The 19,711-nt window shown below is 57.3% G+C and carries 20 protein-coding genes; 8 read left to right on the forward strand and 12 right to left on the reverse strand.

Annotated elements, in window-relative coordinates; genetic code table 11:
* Position 1: 1 nt before the first annotated feature.
* The 9 genes from ACVBAU_RS07915 to ACVBAU_RS07955 form a co-directional block, all read right to left on the reverse strand.
* Entirely contained in the window at positions 2-1,990 is a 1,989-nt protein-coding gene (locus ACVBAU_RS07915; RefSeq protein ID WP_448325564.1) for an NADH-quinone oxidoreductase subunit 5 family protein, read from the reverse strand.
* Entirely contained in the window at positions 1,987-2,292 is a 306-nt protein-coding gene (nuoK, locus tag ACVBAU_RS07920; protein ID WP_273457614.1) for an NADH-quinone oxidoreductase subunit NuoK, read from the reverse strand. Before nuoK ends, ACVBAU_RS07915 begins: the two co-directional genes overlap by 4 nt.
* A gap of 1 nt (position 2,293) precedes the next feature.
* Positions 2,294-3,091, reverse strand: a complete 798-nt coding sequence (locus tag ACVBAU_RS07925) for an NADH-quinone oxidoreductase subunit J family protein (RefSeq protein ID WP_448325566.1) — start codon at positions 3,089-3,091, stop codon at positions 2,294-2,296.
* A complete protein-coding gene (locus tag ACVBAU_RS07930; protein ID WP_273457618.1) occupies positions 3,088-4,002 on the reverse strand; it encodes an NADH-quinone oxidoreductase subunit H in 915 nt (304 codons plus the stop codon). Before ACVBAU_RS07930 ends, ACVBAU_RS07925 begins: the two co-directional genes overlap by 4 nt.
* Positions 3,999-5,024 carry a hypothetical protein gene (locus tag ACVBAU_RS07935; RefSeq protein WP_448325568.1) on the reverse strand — a complete coding sequence of 342 codons (1,026 nt, stop codon included), beginning with the start codon at positions 5,022-5,024 and terminating at the stop codon, positions 3,999-4,001. The genes ACVBAU_RS07930 and ACVBAU_RS07935 overlap by 4 nt, the downstream gene beginning before the upstream one ends.
* On the reverse strand, positions 5,021-5,374 hold the full coding sequence (locus tag ACVBAU_RS07940) for an NADH-quinone oxidoreductase subunit A (RefSeq protein WP_448325570.1): 354 nt from the start codon (positions 5,372-5,374) through the stop codon (positions 5,021-5,023). The genes ACVBAU_RS07935 and ACVBAU_RS07940 overlap by 4 nt, the downstream gene beginning before the upstream one ends.
* Positions 5,375-5,682: 308 nt before the next feature.
* The gene (locus tag ACVBAU_RS07945; RefSeq protein WP_448325572.1) at positions 5,683-7,134 is read right to left on the reverse strand and encodes a multicopper oxidase domain-containing protein; all 1,452 of its coding nucleotides are present in this window, start codon (positions 7,132-7,134) and stop codon (positions 5,683-5,685) included.
* A gap of 37 nt (positions 7,135-7,171) precedes the next feature.
* Entirely contained in the window at positions 7,172-7,558 is a 387-nt protein-coding gene (locus tag ACVBAU_RS07950; RefSeq protein ID WP_448325574.1) for a DUF302 domain-containing protein, read from the reverse strand.
* Between the two features lie 482 nt (positions 7,559-8,040).
* Complete coding sequence (locus tag ACVBAU_RS07955; protein ID WP_448325576.1) at positions 8,041-8,601, reverse strand: EF-hand domain-containing protein; 561 nt, start codon at positions 8,599-8,601, stop codon at positions 8,041-8,043.
* Between the two features lie 619 nt (positions 8,602-9,220).
* Here ACVBAU_RS07955 and ACVBAU_RS07960 point away from each other — a divergent pair.
* Positions 9,221-9,700 carry a hypothetical protein gene (locus ACVBAU_RS07960; RefSeq protein WP_448325577.1) on the forward strand — a complete coding sequence of 160 codons (480 nt, stop codon included), beginning with the start codon at positions 9,221-9,223 and terminating at the stop codon, positions 9,698-9,700.
* Between the two features lie 195 nt (positions 9,701-9,895).
* Complete coding sequence (locus tag ACVBAU_RS07965) at positions 9,896-10,588, forward strand: HNH endonuclease (RefSeq protein WP_448325579.1); 693 nt, start codon at positions 9,896-9,898, stop codon at positions 10,586-10,588.
* Positions 10,589-10,914: 326 nt separating this feature from the next.
* Here the strand turns inward: ACVBAU_RS07965 and ACVBAU_RS07970 are convergent, their stop codons facing one another.
* From ACVBAU_RS07970 to ACVBAU_RS07980, 3 genes are all read right to left on the reverse strand, one after another.
* Positions 10,915-11,481, reverse strand: coding sequence for a hypothetical protein (locus ACVBAU_RS07970; RefSeq protein ID WP_138923630.1), 567 nt, complete (start codon positions 11,479-11,481; stop codon positions 10,915-10,917).
* Between the two features lie 127 nt (positions 11,482-11,608).
* The gene (locus ACVBAU_RS07975) at positions 11,609-13,666 is read right to left on the reverse strand and encodes an ATP-binding protein (protein WP_138923629.1); all 2,058 of its coding nucleotides are present in this window, start codon (positions 13,664-13,666) and stop codon (positions 11,609-11,611) included.
* A gap of 161 nt (positions 13,667-13,827) precedes the next feature.
* On the reverse strand, positions 13,828-14,622 hold the full coding sequence (locus ACVBAU_RS07980) for a DeoR/GlpR family DNA-binding transcription regulator (protein ID WP_448325582.1): 795 nt from the start codon (positions 14,620-14,622) through the stop codon (positions 13,828-13,830).
* 154 nt (positions 14,623-14,776) lie between these two features.
* On the opposite strand from ACVBAU_RS07980, the gene phnD reads away from it, so the two are divergent.
* The 6 genes from phnD to ACVBAU_RS08010 all read left to right on the forward strand — a co-directional run bounded on the left by phnD (position 14,777) and on the right by ACVBAU_RS08010 (position 19,527).
* On the forward strand, positions 14,777-15,754 hold the full coding sequence (gene phnD / locus ACVBAU_RS07985; RefSeq protein WP_448325584.1) for a phosphate/phosphite/phosphonate ABC transporter substrate-binding protein: 978 nt from the start codon (positions 14,777-14,779) through the stop codon (positions 15,752-15,754).
* Positions 15,755-15,808: 54 nt separating this feature from the next.
* Positions 15,809-16,594, forward strand: coding sequence for a phosphonate ABC transporter ATP-binding protein (gene phnC / locus ACVBAU_RS07990; RefSeq protein ID WP_448325586.1), 786 nt, complete (start codon positions 15,809-15,811; stop codon positions 16,592-16,594).
* Positions 16,591-17,385: a phosphonate ABC transporter, permease protein PhnE gene (gene phnE, locus ACVBAU_RS07995; RefSeq protein WP_335745492.1), complete on the forward strand. Its 795-nt coding sequence runs from the start codon at positions 16,591-16,593 to the stop codon at positions 17,383-17,385. The genes phnC and phnE (ACVBAU_RS07995) overlap by 4 nt, the downstream gene beginning before the upstream one ends.
* Positions 17,382-18,191 (forward strand): phosphonate ABC transporter, permease protein PhnE, encoded by an 810-nt coding sequence (phnE, locus tag ACVBAU_RS08000; RefSeq protein WP_138923624.1) that lies wholly within the window; start codon positions 17,382-17,384, stop codon positions 18,189-18,191. Before phnE (ACVBAU_RS07995) ends, phnE (ACVBAU_RS08000) begins: the two co-directional genes overlap by 4 nt.
* A complete protein-coding gene (locus ACVBAU_RS08005) occupies positions 18,188-19,099 on the forward strand; it encodes an HAD-IIA family hydrolase (protein ID WP_335745491.1) in 912 nt (303 codons plus the stop codon). The genes phnE (ACVBAU_RS08000) and ACVBAU_RS08005 overlap by 4 nt, the downstream gene beginning before the upstream one ends.
* A 122-nt stretch (positions 19,100-19,221) precedes the next feature.
* On the forward strand, positions 19,222-19,527 hold the full coding sequence (locus tag ACVBAU_RS08010) for an SH3 domain-containing protein (RefSeq protein WP_335745490.1): 306 nt from the start codon (positions 19,222-19,224) through the stop codon (positions 19,525-19,527).
* Positions 19,528-19,711: the final 184 nt, after the last annotated feature.

Raw genomic sequence — 19,711 nt, forward strand, 5'->3', positions numbered from 1 at the left:
GTTATGCTCCTGCGGCGAGAAGTGCGATTATGGCGATAACACCGCCGATGATGTATGCGTAATAATGGTGGGACAGGCCGGTTTGTAGTCGGCGCAGATCGCGGCCTAACATACCGGTCAGACGTGCGCTGCCTTCGGGGATCCCATCGGACATTGCCTCTCCGAAACGATCACTGACATAGGCAAGCCAGTCGCCAAACGCCGCAGTACTGCGGATACCCTGATCGACCACGCGATTGTCCAGCTCTGCGATTAGGGCTGCGCCTTTGCGGCCCAAGGTCGCGACCCCGCGAGGACCTGCGTCAATCAAGGTATCATCTGCCCATGCCGCCGCACGGGCGAGCGCATCGACCGGCCGCGCGACCCCGCGCGGACCTGCGTCAATGAGGGCATCATCCGCCCATGCCGCCGCGTGCGCCAACGTATCGACTGGCCGCACCACCGCGTAGGTGATCAGTGTCGGAAGCCCAAGCCAATCTGATGCCGCAGCAGTGGGTCCACTGGCGCCCAAGGCCGGATAGCGACGCACCAGAAATACGCCCCCTAATAGGCCTGCAGCGACAAAGGTCAGCGAAAGGCCCAGCATCAGCACACTGCCCTTCGGGAGCGTACTGACTAAAGCGGCGGCAACGGCCTCGGACAAAGGCGGATACCACAGCAGGCTTGTCGCCAAGGTAAGTGCCACAAGGGCAGCAAGACCAATGGTTTCTGCCCAGTCGGGTTTCTCCACAGATCGCTCATCATCGCAGCGCCATCCAAAGGCCAATAGCACAAAGCGAGTGGCATAGGCCGCACTGAGCGCGCCGCCAATCATCACCGCCAATGCAAGCCAGACCCCCGCGTGCTCACCGGCCTTGATAATCTCTTCTTTGCTCCAGCCCCCGCCGGCCGCTGGCAAACCGGCAAGCCCGATCGCTGCAATACCCGTTAGCACCGCGACCAAGGGCATCGACCGGCCCAACTTCATCCTATCCAACCGGTAGCCGCCCGCCGCTTCGCCAGCGAGGCCCGCTGACAAAAATAGCGGGGCCTTGAAGGTGGCGTGAACGATCAAGTGCAATACCGCGACAACCGGATACCCTGCGCCGACCGCCACAAACATGAAGCCAAGCTGCGCCGAAGTGGAGGCGGCAAGTAACCGTTTGGCGTGATTTTGCAATACGCCGGTAATGCCACCCGCGAGCGCCGTGATCAGCCCGATTGTGATCGCCGTGACGCTGAAGCCGGGGGTCAGCGCCAAGGCTGGCTCCAGCCGCGCAATGATATAGGCGCCCGCCGCCACCAGCGTTGCCGCGTGGAGCAAGGCTGAAACCGAACTGGGACCCGCCATCGCGCGGAAAAGCCATGGTGCAAAAGGCACCTGTCCGGCCTTGGACGCGGCAGACAACAGAATGCCATAGGCCACGATCCACTGGAGCGGCCCGTTGAGCGTCGCGATCCCGGCATAGTCAAACGATCCGGTCGCGGCGAACAGCGCCATGACAGCCGCAAACAATCCGAGATCTCCGAACCGCGTCATGACAAAGGCATAAAGGCCCGAACACGGGTTCTCGATGTCGCGCCACTTGTGTGAGATCAAGGCCCAAGAACATGCTCCGATCAGCTCCCACCCGATGAGCAACGTCAAAAGGTCGTTGGCGACCACAACCAACTCCATGCCGCCAGTGAACAGGATCATAATACCGGTCAACCGTCCTAACCCCTGTGCCTTTTCATGCTGTGTGGCGTGAAGAACGACAGCAAGTGCTACCGCCGGTACCATCAATGCGACCGCCGCCGAGATGGGCGTGAAGGCGGCCGAAAGCCGGATTCCATCAGTCCAGATCAGCGACGCGGTCCAGTCTTGGACAACGGCAAGCAGTGCTACTCCAAAGGTCGCGCCCAACACCGCAACGGCCCAAAATCCCAGCCAGCCGCGCGATCGGTCCCCCATCGCGGCGATGATCGCGCCTGCCACAATTGGCAGGAAGGGGAGCAGCCAAAGTGTCATTCTTTTAGCGTCCCGAGAGCTTCGACCACGTCGGCCTGACGTTTGCGATAGACGGCGACAACCAAGGCAAAGCCAATGGCAAGTTCGACTGCCATCACCGCCATTACAAGGATGGCGAGCAATTGTCCTTGAGGGGCGCCTTCGAGCGTGAAAGCCCAGAAGCCAACAGCCGCAAGCAGGGTGCCATTCAACATCAGCTCCAAACCCATCATCAGCATGACGAAAGATTTCTGTGACAGCGCGCCGAAGAGCCCGATGCCAAAAAGTGCCGAGGCGACGATCAATATGGCGGTTAATGTCATATCAATGCTCCTTCTTCGGCATGGTGCCGTGACCCTTGTGAGGGTCCGGAGCGTGGCTGTGCTTATGCTTCATGGGCGCGGCACCATCGTGACCCGCAGCGTGATCTCCGTGGGCCATGGGTACTGCTTCCGACATATCGTGCTGCATATCGCCCGTGTCCTCGTGAACGGGCATCTCGGTCATCTTCATACTGTGGCCAGAGTGCCCGCCATGCCCACCGTGACCGCCGCCTGTTTCAACCTTTCGCCCAGCTGGCTCCCCTCCCGGATGCAATCCCGGTGGGAGGGCTCCGTCATCCGAGTTTCCGAACCGGCCGCGGCGGCTTGATAAGATGACCGCGCCGAGCATGGTAGCCAAAAGGGTGACCCCTGCCGTCTCGAAGATCAGCATCGAACCGCCCAGCAATTCTATGCCGAGATCACGCATGGTATCGCGGCCAGCGGGCAGCGGGTTATGCGGCAGATCAGTCGCCAAAACTGCAACTGTGAGACCTACGAAAGCCACGATGCCGGCACTAATCGACAGGCGGTATTGATGCACCATTTGCATCGGGTTTAGCCCTGCGGGGTTCATCATGAACATCACCATGAACAGGCCCATGACCATCATTTCGACCGCCATCATAAAGACGGTTGCAATGCCGATATAGTCGGCAGACATCAAAAGCGCGATGCCTCCGACACAGATAAACGAGACCATTAACGCAAATGTCGCGCGGATCATCGAGTCGACCCGAAACACCCGCCAACCGCTCCAGATGGCCATGGCCGAAAGGATATAGAAAGCAATATCAGTCATGCGAGCGCGACCAGTCCGGCCAGCAGCAGATCAAGGAAAGCGACCGGTAGCAGAACCTTCCAGATCAGCCCGAGCATCCGCGCAACGGGCATGCGTGCCAGCAAATGCCCCAGCGCAATGATGACCGCCATTATGATCAAAGCTTTCAATGCCAACCAAACAATGCCCGGAAGAACAGGCCCAAGATAGCCACCCAGAAACGCCGAAGCCGCAACGGCTGAGAAACCGACCAGCATGGACAATCGCGCTACCTGCCAACCCGCCCGGTTCGCGCCTGAATCCTCTATCGACGTGCCGCCCGCAAGATCAGCACTATCCGCATAGTCCAGGGGACCGCGCAGCGTGAGTGAGAGACCCAACAAAAGGAAGAGCGGCAATCCGAGAGGCTGGCGGATGATGTTCCACAGGCCTTCCTGTGAGGCCACGATCGCGCGCAGATCAAGCGACTCTGCGGGCAGGGCGGCAGCGATCAGGACAAACATACTCAGCAGCATGATCGGAAGGCCGATAGCGACGTAGCGATAGGCTCCGATCAGCGCGAGCGGAGAATTCGGCGACCAGCCGTGCAAGAAGACGAGGACGACCACAAGGGACTCACACGCACCCCAAAGCACCACGCTGGTTTCAATGCCGATCACCGCAGACTGTGGCCCGAGCGGTACGACAGCGAGGCCAATGGCCCCAAGCGCCAGAAATCCAGAGATAGACAGGAACCAATTCAGCCGATCCGGTGCCTCGGTGGTCACGCGCTGCCGCGACAGATACGCGGCAGCGGCGTAGAGAGGCATCAGCATTGAGTGTCCGGCACGACCTGCGATCCAACGGTACAGAAATGCATCGAGTATCGCGGCAAGGACCACTCCGAAGATCATGAAGGTGAGCATTGCGACAAAGGTGAGTGCAAAGCTCATGACATGTGGCCTGCATGGGCGCCGTGATCCATGTCGCTCGCCATTCCCTTGGACTTTTCGGGATCAAAGGTATTGGCGCAAATGGCACGCAAGGTCGCGTTGTCAAAGCTGTTCAACACCAACATCGCTTCGTGCCATTCAAGGCCAATCAATAGATCATCAAGGCCGGTTCGATGTGCATGTACGTCTATGAAATGCTCCGAGGTGCCGGTAAGTACGTCAAACCGTGTGCGCACATCCGACCCGTCGTGAGTGCGACCCAGACCTTTTGGGATTGCGACCCGCGCGCCTGAAAAACGAATGAGCCGTTTTAAGGTCGCATCGCTTACGTTGCTTCCCTGCAGAAGCCTTTCAGCCAGCGCGGGCAAGCCCAGAAGATTTAGCAGGACGCAACCGCGCTTTTCTTGCGTTTCAAAGGGCGGATGCACGACCGTAAGGCTTTGTATCACATCACCTTGTAGCGTGAAGGTTAAGACAAGTCCGGGTGGAAACATGGGCAGAAACGGACCGAAATCGGCGGTATAAGCGTCCAACTCCAACCCGTCGCGCAGGTCGGGTGCAGTCATCGCCATCGGCCTTCCGTAAGGCGTGCCGCCCATCATCCCTTTGCCACCCTGACCATGCGGTCCGATTCCGCGCCATTCGTTTGGCGGGGCGTCGGGGAGGATATCTGGCTCTGTATCGAACTTTCCAGCAAGCAGACCTTTGTGGATGGTTCGCAAAGCGTCACCGATATCTTCGGCTTCCCCGACGGATGTGGCACCTGTCAGCTGATTGCGAGAATGCCAAAGCACAGTGGCACGCGGATGGGGCAATTGGTCATGCAAACGGTGCAGTTGCGCAAGACGATCGTCCGGGACCGTGCCCACTACCAGTAAAATCGCTGCGGCACGCGGAGTCTCCACACTGCGCACTGCGGGGTTTTTGCCGAGCACGCTCGCCGTATCGGCAGGGGCACCCTCACCAATTGCCACGAACACTGGCACTTCGGCCAGCCCGGCTATCTTTGCAAGCCAGTTCATTCCCACCGGAATATACCCTCCCGCCAACCGTAGACGATGCCGACCGATAGAATGACCAGGAACATGCCCATCTCAGCCAGCGCCTTGGGGCCTTCTTCTACGAAAACCACGGCCCAAGGATACATGAACATCATCTCCATCTCAAAGGCGACGAATAGGAGGGTCATTGTGTAATACCGTACATGAAAGCGCTGCCATGCGTGCGTTTCAGGATCACTCCCGCCCATTACCGGGCGCTGTTGCGGGGAGGTAATCGCGGCTGTAGTCAGCGCGCCTGTACCCGCACGCAATGCTGCGGTGAACAGGATTGAAAATGCAAAAATTAAAATGATGGCGATCAATGTCGTCATGGATGTTGCGACCCCTCATGCATGAGCATGGTTACGTATCAGCGCGGATGATGAAACCCTTCTTGCCACTGGAGCCTTGAGGGTTTTTTGCTTGGCATCTGCGTGCATCCACTTTGACAGCAGGTGGGGGGCGGATAAGAGGCCACGTCACAAATCCCCATGGAACAACCGTTTTTGCGCCCATGAAACCCAGTTTGGTGGAACGAGGAAATCCCGCATATCCGTTCCGGCGCTCTCCAATAGATGTACTGCAGCTTTTCGCAATTCGGGTGGCAGACCCTGACGGACCTGCCACCTCGAACACCGTTTCAAACTACGCTGAATTGACCCATCATTCCGCCGTCTTCGTGTTCAAGAATATGACAGTGGAACATGAACGGGCTGGAACTGGCTGCAGGTTGATCGAACTGCATTGCGATTTCCGCGCGTCCGTCCACAAGAACGGTGTCCTTCCAGCCGCGGTTTCGGTTTGAAACCGTGCCTCCATTCTCGCTCAGGACCTGAAACCTTACGCCATGAACATGGAAAGGATGGGCCATGGTTTGGCCGTCGATCGCCCAGATTTCGGTTGCGCCGCGTTGAACACTGAAGTTTAGCCTGTCCATATCAAACGATTGGCCATTGATTGAGTGCTGGTTGCGGCTGCGCCGGAACATACCGCCCATGCCGGACTCAAGCGTGAACTCGCGCCGCTTGGCGCTGCGCGTATCCAGATTGGGCATCAAGCCACCGATGGTATCGGGCAGACGATCAATCCGTGCTCGGCGCGAAGGATCCACCGAGATTGGAAGGATGTCAAAACTGTCGCGGCCCGCGCCGCCCATCATCCCGCCGCCCATCATGCCTCCGCTGGCAACCGAGTTGCCGACCAGCATGTCACTCGCGCCGTCCGAGAAATCTAACAATACTTCTGCACGTTCGCCCGGTGCTAACAGCAGGCTATCAAGAGCAATGGGCCGATCCAGATATCCTGCGTCGGTCGCCACGAGATGCATCGGCCGTCCATCTCGAGAGGTCAGGTCGTAAATGCGTGCATTTGACCCGTTCAACAGGCGCAGCCGTATGATGCCCTGTGGAACAACGGCTTGCTTTCCGTATTGACCGTTGACCAGTATGACGTCACCGGTAAAGCCCATCATCCCGTCGTGCATGCCGGGGTCATAGACTGCTCGTCCGCGGCGATCAAAGCGCCGGTCCTGTATCACGAGCGTCAGGTCATCCGTGCCGTAATCCGAGGGCAAACCGCGTTCATCGTCACGCCCGTCAGAGAGCTGCATAACACCTGCCAGGCCCTTCTGAACGTGATCGGCTGTGCGCAGATGGGTGTGGGAATGATACCAGACCGTCGCAGGCGGCTGATCAATGTTGAGATCCACAGACCATGTGTCGTCCGGTGCGATGGGCTGATGCGGTCCTCCGTCGGTCTGACCCGAAACCAGAAGACCGTGCCAATGTAATGAAAAGGGTTCGCTCAAAGCGTTGCGAACAGACGCCTTTGTCGGACTATCCGTGGCAAGGCGCAGAGTCGGGCCAAGGAACGCTTGACTATTGAACCCCCAGGTCTTCGAAGCACTTTGGCCGAGAAAGTTTGTCTCACCAGCCTGCGCGAGCAGATCGAAAGCTCCTGACGTGGTCGCATCAACCATCGGCGGCATTTGCAATATGCCACCGCCAGCTTGTGCTCCCACGAACCTAGGAAAGCCAGCAACAAGGCCAGCCGCGCCAGCGCACTTCATGAGATCACGTCGTGTCAGTGGCATTTATCAGCCCTTCTCTTTTTTGTTTGTGGAGTTTCTTTCAGGCTGCATCGACGGCGGCCCGCATCATATCGCGGACTTCGCCGGCCACATCGTGCAGTTGCTTATTATCTATCGCCTGCATAGATGCGACGGGGTCGATTGCACTGATTTCGGTGCCGCCGTCTACGGTGCGAAGGATGACGTTACAAGGCAACATTGCACCCACGCGCGGCTCGATCCCAATCGCTTTATAAGCCATCTTCGGATTGCAGGCACCAAGGATGCGGTACGGTTCCATATCAACATCTAACTTTTTCCTCATGGTTATCTTGACGTCGATCTCGGTCAGGATGCCAAAGCCGCTTTCCGTCAAAGCTGTGCGGATGCGGGCATCTGCCGCGTCGATATCAACGTCGGTCAGGGTGCGATTGTAGGTATAGGTCATATCGGTTTCCTCGCGTCTATTTTGAAAGGTATTTGATAAGTGCGAAGATCGCCAAGGCGACCAAAACGATGATCAGCAACATCCAGATGCCGCCCATTCCATAGCCCATCATGTTATTCTCCTCATTCTATCTGTTGTGGTTTCCGCGTCTCATGGCTCAACCCGCCGTCTTGCCATGTGTTCCCCAAAGAGGGGCGAGGCGGTGATCAGCCTCTTCGGCAATTCCTAACAGGCGTGCTCACAGCTATCGCCAATCGCCATAACCAGAAGGATATCGACCAGCTTCTGCCCTGGAACTTCAAAGGATGAGGCAACCCATACAATTCCCCTTCATCGGGCGCCGGTACGTTGAAGGTGAGCAGGATCCGTCCTTGACCGTAGATTACACAATCGGCTGTTTCGCGCTGTTAGCCGACTTTATAAAGTTTTTACCGGTCCTGGGGATTGGTGCCGGCGCCGACATCACGCCGACGCCGAAACGCTTAGTTGTCGGTTTTCATGGTGCCGTCACCCTCTTGCTGACCCTGCATCATTCCCATCTTTGCGCGCATTTTCTCCATGCGGTCCATCATTTCCGCTGGTGCGGTCATTTCTTCAGCCGTAACAGCACCGTCACCGTCCGCATCAAGGTGCTGGAACTTATCCACCATCATTTCGCGGATCATCGCGCTGTGGAGAGTTTCGAATTCCGCTATTGAGAGCGCGCTGTCACCGTCACTGTCAAATTCCGTCAACTTGGCCTGCAGTTGACTCCGCATTTCATCGGGCGTCACGGTGCCGTCGCCATCCGTGTCAAACTTTTGCATCATGTCGCCGCCCATAGGACCCATTCCGCCCATCATGCCACCGCCCATCATTTCGCCATGCATGCGTTTCATCATTCCCATCATGTCCATCATTCCAGGGCCGCCATTGTGCATCATCCCGGCCTGATCATTCGATCCGGTTTTACCTTTGTGCCCGTAATGGGATTCTGCGAAAGCGGCGCCGCCGATAACTGTGGCGGCAAGGGCAGTCGCTGCGAGAAGAGTTTTATGGTTCATATTAAGGTAATCCTCATGAAATGGTTGCGTTGGGTTACATATGACACTGCCCGGTGGGCAACGCATTGATGTGGATCAGTCATCGAGCATCAAATCACCTCCAAGTCACTTGGAGGCCGCAATCTCACATCGCCGAAGTATGCGTTACCGTGCCCCGTACGCATCGCTTACGGCACATCGTCCCATCAGAGTGCAGAATGGGGGCGTCTGGCCGTCCAATGCACCAGAATTAGATTCTGGCGCACTGGACGGCCGATTTGCTTGTGCGTAACTTTCGGTTTGGTACTGCCGGATACAGCGATCCACTGCCTCATGTGATAGTCTGGTGTCAGCGCAAACTCGCTGCACTCAACTTTCCATCGAGCGAACACGCCGTCAGTTGCTAATTTCTCAAAAGAAGACATTTAATTGGAAACTGGGAACGGCAGTAGAGTCAGCTGACCTACGTTTTGGCAGACACAATGCTGCGTGATGCATGGATGTCTCCTTCGACGGGCCGCACCGCAGCATCCGCCCTTGCTGTTGGACGTCGGCTTTGGGCCGTTCATTGCCTGCTGCTATTTAAGAGTGCATCCTTGACCGCACGAACACCTTACAACCAAGTATTGGAAATATAGATTTGGACCGCAATCAGCTCGATGAATTAGTGAGCACATGCTTGCAAGAACTCTACGATCAAGATGTTCAGATCTTAGCTCAAGACATCGGTGAGCGAACAATATGTGGGCGACTGGCTATGCTGATGGGCCCAAAATTTCCGCAATACAACGTGGATATTGAGTACAACCGCAAGGGGCCCGGCATAGAACCGAAGGACATCGACATGCCGGATGAGAACGGTGTTTTGACGACCAGTCGAGTGTTTCCGGACATCATAGTGCATGAGCGTGGGCACAATCTTCGCAACCTCTTGGTTGTTGAAGTGAAGAAGTCCACCAATGCCGTCGGTGATGATCATGATTTCGCTAAATTGCAGGCGCTATGTTGGCAGTTGCGATACCAAAACGGATTGTTCTTGCGTTTGTCGACAGGATCTGAAGCCGACCTACGACTGGTTCGACACCAATGGTTTGAAGGGCCTGTGATTGATGAGCTCTGAACGGCAGCTCTTCAGAATCTGCAGCGCAGTGAAAACGACTGCAACGAATGTCGGCTAAAGGGATATTGCGACACGGCATGCGCTAGGGCCTTGTATGTCGGCTTCGGGCCGAAGTAGCCTTCGCTCAGAGATTATCTCCAGAGCAACGTTACAATAGTTTTACGATCAGGAAGTTTGAAGGATGATACCGACAAGATGACCGAGTTGACCTTTGATCGAAATCAAGCCGAAGAGGCCATCGACCGTGTGAAAGCCGAAGGCCAAGCTTGGCTGTATGAAAATTATCCCAAGCCAAATGGGCAGATGAGAAAGTCCAGTACCGGTTTCTTAATGCATGAAGGTGTAGCTTATCCTGTGAAGCCGTTAGGTCGTCTTGCTAACGAGCTCGCCGGAAACCCTATGACTGATAACCCTATCACAAACGTGTTTCGAAGGCACTTCGAGAAACTTGGGTTTCAACTGATCGAGAATGCGAACAACGAGGCTGAGATCGCAGCAGAGCGGCAACGCAGATTAGCCGACGTCTGGCAGCGACCAGGGCAAGCCAAGTTTCGACATAAGGTATTCGAGATGTTTGGTGCGCGTTGTCTGATTTCTGGATGCGAGGCCTTGGCAGTATTGGAGGCTGCGCACATCATACCTGTATCTTGCGGTGGTGGGGATGAGGCTTGGAATGGCATCCCTCTCCGAGCAGACCTACATCGACTATTTGACGCTGGTAGTATTATTCTTGATGCTGAAAACTGGAGTATCAGCGTCGGAGAAACTGCGCGCAAGGATTACGGCATTTACAACGGAAATAGTTTGTCTGAGCATATCTCAAAGATTGCAGTGAAGTCAGAGGTTACAACGGCCCTAAAGAAGCGGATGAGCTTGATATCTGCTTAAAGTGAACGGCTGCTTTGCGTAAGCTGCATCGCAGCATTTTTGGCTATGGGCAAGGGCGGCTCTGGGCCGTAAGTCACCATATTCAAAAAGGGAAACCTTGGAGGCCCTCGAAGTTGTAAGGTAACACATGGGGTGACGCGCAAAAACGTGGCATCTTGATTTATCGAATTTTGTCAGTATGTTAGATGCTATCAAATCTTCACGCCTCGCCGTGTGGGGGCACCACTTAATCCTTAAAATTCAGTGATTTAGTCGCCGTGGCGCGCAAGCGTGGCGTCTTTGCGGCGCATCTTGTGACGGCCCTGGTTGGCCTTGTTCTTTTGGGGCTAATGTTTGCGTTGCACCATGGGCAAGACGTTGTTTTGGCGCCTCATTCGGGCAAACTCCTGATCTGCATCTTTTATGCAGGAGGGGCAGATCGAATAGCTTTTGGCAAAATTACCTGGGTCCGGCGGGGTGCGCAGATCGATCCATTTTTCGCCGATCTGAAAGGCGCAGCAGACGGAACATCGGGTGGTGTCATAATAGCCCTCGAACGCGCTGGTGGTGGCGGCGGGGCGGCTGGCAACGGAATGGACCAACATGCTGCCCAAGGTCAGGCTGTGATCTGGCGAGGGCCAGACCGTCAGTCGAAAAAGCCGGCGCATATCGGGCCCGTCGCAGCGATAGAGGATGCTGAACAGCTGCTGTTCCATCCGACAGGTCTGGAACACGCCGAACAGATAGGCGCGGGTGTTATCGCCTTCGATAAAATCCCATACCTCGCGTCCGATCACCCGGGAAGATGTCGCCCCCGGTGCATCATTTTCAAGCGCGAACTGATCCCATTCAGACCCAACTGAAATGATGCGGTTCTGGCCATCCACGACATAACTGTTCGCTTGGAGATCCAAAAAGAAATCCTTTGAGACAAATTTAATGTGGAAAAAAATAAATCGTTAATCTGGCTGTTATACCCGAAATCTGCCGTCGGACCAAATTTTTATCGTTAGAGTTTGATTTATCTGGGCCAGCTGATCATCAAGTGCGCTTTTGGACGGTGCTGGCGGTGTCCCGCGGCAGGGTCAGGCTAAAGGTACTGCCGACGCCAAGTTCGCTATCCATTGACAGCGATCCGCCGTGCAGCGTGGCCAATTGTTCAGAGATCGCCAATCCCAGACCTAATCCTCCGTTGTGCCGCGTCATCGACCCGTCGACCTGCTGGAACCGCTGAAAGACGCGACGCGCATCGGCCTTGGAAATGCCGTTTCCGGTGTCACTGACACTGAACACAATCTCGTCGGCTGAATGGAGCATCGACAAGTTGACCTTGCCCTCATTGGTGAATTTGATGGCGTTGGTGATCAGGTTATACAAAATCTGCTTAACCCGCACTTTATCCGCGATCGCCGTAACGGGGCCGTCGCCGACGTAGGTTAACGTCAGCCCTTTGGCCTCGGCGGCGGGTTGCAGTTCTTGGGTCACGGTGCGGGCGATTTCATCAAGCTGGATCGGGGCCATATCCAGTTCAAGCTGCCCCCGAGAGACTTTAGTCCAATCCAGCAGATCTTCGACCAGACGTATCATATGCTGCGCGGATTCGGCAATGCCAGCGCCTTGGTCGGTCATAAAACGCTGGTAGTCGCGTGCGGCGGCGGCGGCCACCGGGCAGCCCGTACCATCCGCCTCAAGTGCATCCATCAAACGCTGAGACTGGGGCATTTTATCGCTGTGGCGCATAAAGGAGGCGCGGCCAAAAATCACCGTTAGCGGGGTGCGCAACTCGTGAGACACATTGTTAAGGAATTCGGTTTTTTCGCGGTCGGCTGCTTCGGCGGCTTCCTGAGCGCGTTTTTCGACCGTTACATCCGTCCAGATGCCAACGGTATAGCCATGCGGCGTCTTGGCCTCTGTCACTTTGAGCCAGCCGTCATCACCGCTATCCTGCAAAAAAGCAGTGCCGGGATTGCGGAAACTCTGCAGACGCTCGCGGATCCAAGTATGTTTGCTGGCCGCGTCTTCAAAGTGATCGGACCGGTCGACCCAATGCACGACCAGGTCTTTCATCTTGGCACCGGGAACGATCAAATCAGCAATCTGAGGGTGGTAGTCGCGGTATTTCTGGTTCACCACCATTACCCGTTCCTTGGCATCAAAGGCGATGAACCCTTCATTGATTGCGCCCACGGCTTCGGACAACAGCGCATGGGCGTTGGATTGGTCCAGCGCCATGCGGCGGAAGGCGAGCAGGACACCCAGCAGAAATATGGCGGCAATGAGGGCAAAACCCACCAGATTTCGGCTTTGGGGTGAATAGGCGGGCCAGCCTCCGGCTGGGCGCACGGCGGCCTCCCAAGTGACACCTAGAACATTAAACGTGGTGACGACCGGCTTGTCTTTCTGCTTGGTCAGGCGGTGATTGGGCAGGGCCTCTACCAAGCCAGAGGCTTTCAGCGGATAGAGTTCAAAACTGTATTGGGCGGGGTCAGAGAAATCACGCTGCTGGGTTTGCAGCAGGCCTTTTTGATCCATCACAACAGAGATGACGCCCCAGAACTGTTCGGTCGACAGCTCGGCATTGGGCAGGAAAACCGGATAATGCATGATATAGCCCTTGCCCCCTTGGACAAGGTCGACGCGGTCATCAATTACTGGCGCGCGCGTGCGGTATGCTTGTGCCACGCTGGGCATCTGTGCGTGCAGTTGCGAGTAATTCATGCCGATTGTCACGCCGTTGTCCGTTTGGGGAAAACTGTGTGTAATCGATAGGTTAGGGGCCAAAGCTACGGCAATCACATCGGGGTTGTGGCGCTGTAGATCGCGCACGGTGCGGGCGATCTGACGTTCGTCGATTTCCCCGTCAATCGCAAGCGTATTCTCGATATTTTTGGCGACGAGAACCGCCTCGAAGAAGCGCAGCTGGATTTGATCGGTGACGGAGTTCAGCTCCTGCTCGACATCAAGACGCAGGGCCGCCAGATGATTGTCGCGGTCGAGCTTAACAATAGAATAGGCGATGCTGCCGACGCTGACGAGCAGGATAATCGTCAGGACGATAAAGACCTTAGAGGCAAGATACCCCGTAAATTTGTTAAGCAAATCACCACCCTCATTCGTCCAAGCTGCGCGGTGCCCGACTTTTTGTCGATGTCTTCGCGGCTTGGCTTGATCCTCGTTAACGTCCCGCATCATCGGTTCTGCTGCGGACAAAATGCAGGCACAATCGCGGCATTTTTTAGACTTTTGCGTACTGCGCTTTCTCAGCCTTGGTTCGGAAGGATGATAGGCGTGCGATGACAGTCCAAAGCGGCGTCAAGCGCTCCGGTCGGGGCGATATCGGTGATCAGGCAGCCCATCTCGTCAAGGGCAATGACCTGCGTCAGATGACGTTTGCCAAACTTACTGCCATCAATCAGGAAATGCCTGGTCCGGCTTTGCGCGAGCATGGTGCGTTTCACCTCGGCAAAGCCCGCAATCGCTTCGGTGACGCCGGTTTCATCCAAGGCCGACGCGCCCAGAAAGCAGGCATCGACATTATACCCGCGTAAAAAGTCGCATGTTGCGGTCCCTGTCAACGCGGCCTCGGCGTTAAGATAGTCGCCCGGCGTCATGATGACGCGCACCGCATCCGATGACCCAAGGATCATAGCGACCTGCAGGCTGTTTGTTAGCACGGTCACTGCTTTGCCCGACATGGCCAAGGCGCGGGCAAATTCCATCATCGTTGCACCGGCGTCGATCATCATGGTTTGCCCGTCGGTCACCCGCGTTAGGGCAAGCTGCGCCATCTGCCGACGTTCATCGACATGCTCGCGCTGACGTTGGTCCAGCACGCTTTGCGCCCCCGGTGCGCGAGGGGAGGCCCCGCCGTAGGATTTCTGCAAAAGCCCCTGTGCGCTCAGCTCTGCGATATCGCGGCGCACGGTTTCGGTTGTGACCTCAAAGCTTGCTGCAAGGTCCGACACCCGCACGTGGGGCGCAAGGCGCAGCTCCAGCAAAATCTGCGCGTGGCGTTCTGGCTTGCGCAGATTGCGGCGTTCGGTTCCGGTATCCATTCTGCGGTTCCCCTCCATCCGAATATGCCGTTTGAATTTGGCACTTCCCAAATATCTAGTCGGAAAATGTTGCGAATCGAAAGCTTCAATGCTCGTATCGATTAATTAATCGCGCAGTACCCTCTGCGCGGGTATTCTCGGGGAGGAGAAACACATGAAACGTAGCTTTATAACGGCTGGCCTTTTGGCGGCCTTTGCCATGAGCGGTACCGCCACGCTGGCCGAAGAATGCGCAGAGCGCGGTGCGCTGGATGCGATGTTCTGTGACGCCAATGGCGATCTGGTCGCCGATGCGCCCACAGACGAGAGCATGCTCAAGGATCCGTCGACGCTGGTCTTTGCCTATACGCCCGTCGAAGATCCCGCCATCTACGAAGACATCTGGACGCCCTTCATCGACCACCTGTCCGAAGTGACCGGCAAGAAAGTCCAGTTCTTCGCCGTGCAGTCCAACTCTGCCGAGGTCGAAGCCATGCGTTCGGGCCGTTTGCATATCGCGGGTTTCTCGACCGGGCCCACGCCATATGCTGTGAACCTTGCGGGCGTTGAACCCTTTGCGATCATGGGGTCCGAGGACGGGCAGTTCGGCTATAAACTGCAAGTCTACACGCAAGCCGACAGCGACATCAAAGAGATGGCCGACCTGGCAGGTAAACGCGTGGCGCATACATCGCCCACGTCGAATTCTGGCAATCAGGCACCGCGCGCGCTGTTTCCCGATCTGGGCGTCGTGCCGGATCAGGACTACGAAGTGACGTACTCTGGCAGCCATGACCAATCCATGTTGGGTGTGGTCGCGGGCGACTACGACGCGGCACCGGTTGCGTCCGAAGTGGTGGACCGCATGGCGGAACGCGGCCTTTATGACCCTGCCGAGGTGCGCATCGTCTGGGAAAGCGATCCGTTCCCCACGACATCCTACGGCGTTGCCCACGACCTGACGCCAGAGCTGAAGGACAAGATCAAGGAAGCGTTCTTTAGCTACGACTTCACCGGCACCGCATTGGGCGAAGAGTTTTCGGGCGTGAGCAAATTCGTTCCGATCACCTACAAAGACCAGTGGGCCGTCATTCGCCAGATCCAGTCTGCCAATGGTGTCGAGTACACGCCACAAGGCCTTGCTGCTGAATGATTTTTCCGTCGAGGCCGGTCCCAATGGGCCGGCCTTACGCATAAGGTATCTTACATGTTGAAAATTACTGACCTCGTCAAACGCTACGGCTCTGGCGATCCGGTCCTCAAGAATCTTGACCTCACCATTCAGGGTGAAAGCGTCGTGTCCATCATCGGGTCGTCGGGGGCGGGCAAAAGCACGCTGCTGCGCTGTATCAACCGGCTGGTTGAACCCACATCGGGCTCGGTCGAGCTGAACGGCACCGACCTGACCCGTCTGCGTGGCAAGAACCTGCGTGCCGCACGGCGCAAGATCGGGATGGTGTTTCAGGGGTTCAACCTCGTGGATCGTCTCACCGTGATGGAGAACGTGCAGTCGGGCCGTCTGGGCTATATTTCAACATGGTCCGCGATCACGCGGCGCTATCCCAAGCAAGACATCCGCCGCGCTTATGAACTGATGGAGCGGGTGGGCATCGCCCATTACGCCGACACCCGCGCCGACCAGCTGTCGGGCGGCGAACGTCAGCGCGTCGGGGTGGTCCGCGCCTTGATGCAGGAACCCGATATCCTGCTGGCCGATGAACCCACCGCATCGCTCGATCCGAAAACATCCGAGCAGATCATGGGGCTGCTGCGCGACCTGTCGCATGAACTTAAACTGCCGGTGCTCATCAACATTCACAACGTGAACGAAGCCAAGGAATACACCGACCGGATCGTCGGTATGCGCTATGGCCGGATCATCTTTGACGACAAACCCGACATGCTGGACCAGTCCGCGATGGAGGCGATCTATGCGGGCAGCCCCCATGCCGACCGCAGTGGCGGGCCGGACGAAAAGGCAGCCGCATCATGACCGCGCCGCGCGACACCTGGGCCAAGCCGCCCTTTATTGCCAATCCCGTGCTGCGGTGGGCCGTGTATCTTGGGGTCATCGCCTATTTTGGATGGGTCGGGCTAACCATGCCCATCGACTGGGGCCGCGTCGCCGAAGGTATCGGCCGTGCGGGCAAGATTTTCGGTGGGGCGTTTCCGCCCAGCTTTGAACGCAGCGGTCTGCTGATTGACGGCTTTCTAGAAAGCCTCAAGATCGCGGTGCTTGCGACGGCGCTTGGCGTGTTTTTGTCGATCCCCATCGCCTTTATGTCCGCAGGTAATGTCGCCCCCAAGCCCGTGTTCTATCTGGGTCGTGCGATCATCATCATTGCACGCAGCTTCCATCCGGTGATTGTGGCGATCCTCTTCGTCAAAGCGGTCGGGTTCGGACCCTTTGCGGGCGTGCTGACCCTGACCGTCTATTCCATTGGTTTCGTCGCCAAGATGCTGGCAGAGCGGATCGAGGAGATCGACTTTGGTCAAGTCGAAGCCCTGCGTGCCGCCGGTGCGCCGTACTTCTCGACGCTGTCGTATGCGATTTTTCCGCAAATCATGCCGCGCCAGATCGGTCTGACGATCTACCAGCTTGACTCCAACTTGCGGGCCTCTGCCGTGGTGGGGATCGTGGGGGCAGGGGGCATCGGTGCGACGCTCGCCAATGCCTTTGGGCGCTATGACTATGACTTTGCCCTTGCCATCACCATCGTCATCGTGGCCGTCATCCTCTTTTCCGAGGCCGTCAGCGGCGTTATCCGAAAGCGTATCCAATGACCTCACTTTCTACGCAATTCGGGCGCGACGACTGGTCCCGCTTTACCCTCAAGCAACGCATGACGCGCTATGCCATCTTTCTGGGCTGCGGGCTGGCGATCGCCTGGGCGCTGACCTCGATAGAGGTGATCTGGCCTTGGGTCTGGGGCGCACCTAAACAGATCGGGGATCTGTTTAGCCGGATGTATCCGCCGGACCCCACCAACCTTGAAACCATCCTCAAGGTGCTGTGGGATACGGTAAACATCGCGACATTCGCCACCACTTTTGCGGTGCTGCTGTCGCTGCCGGTCGCTTATATCTCGGCGCAGAATACCACGCCGAACCGCGCGACCTTGTGGCTGGGGCGGTTGATCCTTGTGACATCGCGGTCAGTGAATACGATCATCTGGGCGCTGCTGTTTGTGGCGATCTTCGGGCCCGGTGTTGTGGCCGGTATCGTGGCGATCATGTTCCGCTCTATCGGGTTTATCGGCAAACTGCTGGGCGAGGCGATCGAAGAGATCGACACACGCCCTGTCGAAGCTCTCGAGGCCACGGGCGCGTCACGGTTCAAGGTCATCGTCTACGCCATCGTGCCGCAGGTCATGCCGACCTTCTGGGCGGTCGCTATCCTACGGTGGGATATTAACCTGCGCGAATCCACCGTGCTGGGTCTGGTGGGCGCGGGCGGCATCGGGATCATCCTGCAAGGCGCGATCGACACCTTCAACTGGCCCGAGGTCGCGACCATCTTGCTGGCGATCATCGCACTGGTGATCGTGGGGGAGGTCATCTCTGCCTATCTACGGCGCCGTATCCTGTGATCCAAGACCACGGCGTTGACCCCCAGACCGCCTTTGCGCGGTACCTGCAGATTGCCGACCGCCTGCCGCGCACTGCGGCGTGCGGTCTGGCCGAAAGCGCAGAGTTCCTCGATATCGCGGCGCGGTTCGATCTGATCCTGTTTGACGCCTACGGTGTGTTGAACGTCGGCGAAACCGCGATCCCCGGTGCGACCGATACCATCGCGGCACTGCGCGCGGCGGGCAAGGCGGTTGGTGTGGTGTCAAACTCTGCCGCCTATCCCAAGGCGCATATGATGGCCCGCTATGCCCGTCTGGGGTTTGATTTCACCGCATCCGAGGTCACCACCAGTCGCGAAGCGCTGACCGCACATATCGCTGGGCTGCCGCCGTGCCGATGGGGCGTGATGATCAACCCCGCCGTTGATCTGGGGGAACTGGGAACGCACACTGTAACGGTTCTGGATGACAGTGCCGACACGTATGACGCGCAAGATGGTTTCTTGCTGGTCGGCGCAGACGGCTGGACCGACGGGCGGCAGGCATTGCTAGAGGCGTCGCTGAAACGCGCCCCGCGTCCGGTGCTGGTGGGCAACCCTGATCTGGTCGCGCCGCGTGAAACCGGTCTGTCGCGCGAACCGGGCTGGTTTGCACATCGTCTGGCCGATCGCACGGGCGTCACGCCGGTGTTTCTGGGCAAGCCGTTCGGGCAGGTCTTTGACATCGCGCTTGGCCGGTTCAATTGTGCGATCTCGCCCGCGCGTGTTTTGATGGTCGGTGATACACTGCACACTGATATTCTGGGCGGTGCACAGGCAGGTTTTGCCACGGCGCTGGTCACGGGCTATGGGTCGCTCACGGGGCTGGATGTCGCGGATGCGATTGCGCAGGCTGGCCTGTCGCCGGATTTCATCGTTCACAACATCTGACGCTGTCGTCCCAAAGAGCGCAGGGTCGGCGGATCAACACCCGCCGGTTGATATGACGGTTTATTTTGCGGCCTGCGCAGGCTACCACCGAACCCGAGGCTATCAGAACAAGGGCAAGAACAATGCGCAAAGCAGTGACCGCCGCAGTATCGGCATTGGTGATTGGCACCACAGTATCCGCAACCCCCGCAACCGCAGGATCGCTGGGCCGCTTTGAAGTCAGCGGCGTGGACGGGGATGACATGCTCAAGATGCGGGCAGGGCCGGGGACGGGGTTTATCGTCTTGTTGGGACTGCCCAACGGCACCGTTTTGCAGGTGCACGAATGCCAGCAGACCGGCGGCACACGTTGGTGCGAAGTCTCGCTTGATCAGGCGCGTCGTGTGCGCGGGCATGTGTCCTGGGCCTATCTGCGCAAACTGCGCTAAGCCGGGCTGCGTGCCTTGTGCACCGGTGGTTGAATGTTTCGTTAAGGTTAACGCAGCGCCTTTGCCCAAAGGCGTGTGACGCGTTTTACAAGGCGGCAACCTGTTGTTTATCATAAAGAAAAATCGCGGTTAATTCGCTGTCCAACACCAGTATAACGTAAACGCGCCTCAAATCTGCCGTTTT

The organism is Sulfitobacter sp. M13 (assembly GCF_053474885.1).

Coding starts and splice junctions, on each gene's coding strand:
- ACVBAU_RS07965 (WP_448325579.1), top strand. CDS start 9,896: ATGACCGAGTTGACCTTTGATCGAAATCAAGCCGAAGAGGCCATCGAC.
- phnD (WP_448325584.1), top strand. CDS start 14,777: ATGAAACGTAGCTTTATAACGGCTGGCCTTTTGGCGGCCTTTGCCATG.
- ACVBAU_RS07935 (WP_448325568.1), bottom strand. CDS start 5,024: ATGAACTGGCTTGCAAAGATAGCCGGGCTGGCCGAAGTGCCAGTGTTC.
- ACVBAU_RS07980 (WP_448325582.1), bottom strand. CDS start 14,622: ATGGATACCGGAACCGAACGCCGCAATCTGCGCAAGCCAGAACGCCAC.
- ACVBAU_RS07955 (WP_448325576.1), bottom strand. CDS start 8,601: ATGAACCATAAAACTCTTCTCGCAGCGACTGCCCTTGCCGCCACAGTT.
- ACVBAU_RS07925 (WP_448325566.1), bottom strand. CDS start 3,091: ATGACTGATATTGCTTTCTATATCCTTTCGGCCATGGCCATCTGGAGC.
- ACVBAU_RS07945 (WP_448325572.1), bottom strand. CDS start 7,134: ATGCCACTGACACGACGTGATCTCATGAAGTGCGCTGGCGCGGCTGGC.
- phnE (WP_138923624.1), top strand. CDS start 17,382: ATGACCTCACTTTCTACGCAATTCGGGCGCGACGACTGGTCCCGCTTT.
- phnE (WP_335745492.1), top strand. CDS start 16,591: ATGACCGCGCCGCGCGACACCTGGGCCAAGCCGCCCTTTATTGCCAAT.
- phnC (WP_448325586.1), top strand. CDS start 15,809: ATGTTGAAAATTACTGACCTCGTCAAACGCTACGGCTCTGGCGATCCG.
- ACVBAU_RS07915 (WP_448325564.1), bottom strand. CDS start 1,990: ATGACACTTTGGCTGCTCCCCTTCCTGCCAATTGTGGCAGGCGCGATC.
- ACVBAU_RS07940 (WP_448325570.1), bottom strand. CDS start 5,374: ATGACGACATTGATCGCCATCATTTTAATTTTTGCATTTTCAATCCTG.
- ACVBAU_RS08010 (WP_335745490.1), top strand. CDS start 19,222: ATGCGCAAAGCAGTGACCGCCGCAGTATCGGCATTGGTGATTGGCACC.
- ACVBAU_RS07950 (WP_448325574.1), bottom strand. CDS start 7,558: ATGACCTATACCTACAATCGCACCCTGACCGACGTTGATATCGACGCG.
- ACVBAU_RS07930 (WP_273457618.1), bottom strand. CDS start 4,002: ATGAGCTTTGCACTCACCTTTGTCGCAATGCTCACCTTCATGATCTTC.
- nuoK (WP_273457614.1), bottom strand. CDS start 2,292: ATGACATTAACCGCCATATTGATCGTCGCCTCGGCACTTTTTGGCATC.